Origin of the sequence: Mesorhizobium sp. WSM1293 (assembly GCF_000513875.1) — a bacterium.
GTDB lineage: Bacteria > Pseudomonadota > Alphaproteobacteria > Rhizobiales > Rhizobiaceae > Mesorhizobium > Mesorhizobium ciceri.
In genome coordinates this window covers 1-1,584 of the sequence record NZ_AZUV01000050.1, presented here as the reverse complement: position 1 = coordinate 1,584, position 1,584 = coordinate 1, and the positions used below count along the sequence as shown (strand labels likewise).

Genomic DNA, 1,584 nt, shown 5'->3' with positions numbered 1-1,584 from the left:
CCAGCCACAAATGCCCGCGCGCCGTTTTGAATGCGGCTGGGGTGGCCATCGATCTGCCCAGGCTCAGGCCCCCGAAAGCGAAGCCGAAGCTGCGGGACAAAAGAACCAAATCCCGTCCCGCAAACCCAACTTCACTAAGCAACAGCCCGCCTGGCATCAGCCGGCGGGCTGTTCACGTTCAAGGGGCAATGGTGCCCGCAAGCGGCAGTCCTCGGCGCACAAAGAGGACTCAGCCGACAAGGTACGACAACAAACAAAGCCTCAACAAAACAGCCCGCAGCCCGCGGGCCGTTTGCGTTTGGGGGACTGGCAAGTGAAGCGCCAGGCCGCCGCCATGGCCGGATCAACCGAATCGGAGGCGGAACAGACAAAGCCATCCGATCCTCGTGCCAGGCATCGGTGATGCCGGTGATGAATTACAGTCAAATACGAAATGAATTTGGTCGGGGTGGTGTTCTATTCAGCCGGCTTTTGTGGCCACCCTCGACCATGACAATGACTGATGGCCGCGAATATCGACCTGCATGTGAATCCTCGATCGCGCCGGCGGCCGGTGTGTCACGCCGCAATAGCCGCAAGTGCCGTTGGTCGAGCGGCCTGGGGGCGTTGAAGCGATGCCTCGATCATGCCGAATCAAAGCGAAGGGCGATTCTCTGCGGATGAGTCACGCGAGGTAAGGCGTGGCCGAATCGGCGCCAGATTCGGGATCGCTCCCCGCAGGAGGTTGCCAATGCCAAATTACGCTTTGAATGACCACTACGAGAGCTTCATCAGGAAGCAGCTCGAATCAGGCCGCTACAACAATGCCAGCGAGGTTGTCCGCGCGGGCCTGCGCATGCTCGAGGATTTCGAGGCGGAGCGGGAGAAATGGCTGCGCGAGGAGATACCAGGGCGCCTGGCTGAACTCCGGCAGGATCCGATGAAGGGCATCCCTGCCGACACGGTCTTCTCCCGGCTGGAGGCGCGTCATCGCTCCAAGCAGGCGAAAGCCAAGTAGGGGATGGAGTATCGGATTGTCTTCCACTCCAAGGCGGAGTCGGAGCTGGAGCAACTCTACGATGACCTAGCCGGACGTGCGTCGCCGGCGATCGCCCGGAATTTCATTGCGGGTATCCGTGACCATTGTCTCGGCCGTCGACTTTTCCACAGCGGGGCACCGAGCGGGTCGAGATCATGCCGGGGTTGCGGATTGTTGGCTATCGCCGCGCCGTCAGCATTGCCTTCGCCGTCGAGGGTGGGCGGGTGCTGATCCTGGGCATCTTCTACGCTGGCCGGAACATCACGCCGGAATTGCTCGAGAACCGGCTCTAAACGGCGCTTCGGTGAAGAATTGCTCTGCAGCCATCGAGGCGCGACGGGTGCGATGGCACTCATCAGCGCCTCGAGCTCGGGACGCATCACAGGGATGGTAGGCGCTAGAACGCCGCCCACAATTCAGCCAAGCCAACTCATGAATTTCGGCCCGGTGCATATCTCTACGAGAAATCGAAAAAACATTCTCGATGTGTGTTGACAGTTGTCGTTGGTGGCGACTATATACGCCTCACGAACGAGGGCGGCTCGCCGCTGGCGACGAAGAAGTTT

Annotated in this window: 2 protein-coding genes and 1 pseudogene; all 3 read left to right on the top strand. The window is 60.4% G+C overall.

Features of this window, described 5'->3' with window-relative positions; all coding sequences use genetic code 11:
• The coding region (locus M729_RS1000000139095; protein ID WP_210163524.1) for a hypothetical protein at positions 1–403 on the top strand (403 nt) is incomplete at its 5' end.
• Between the two features lie 327 nt (positions 404–730).
• On the top strand, positions 731–997 hold the full coding sequence (locus M729_RS0130285) for a type II toxin-antitoxin system ParD family antitoxin (protein ID WP_027163779.1): 267 nt from the start codon (positions 731–733) through the stop codon (positions 995–997).
• Between the two features lie 3 nt (positions 998–1,000).
• Positions 1,001–1,311, top strand: a pseudogene (locus tag M729_RS01000000136265) (type II toxin-antitoxin system RelE/ParE family toxin).
• Positions 1,312–1,584: the final 273 nt, after the last annotated feature.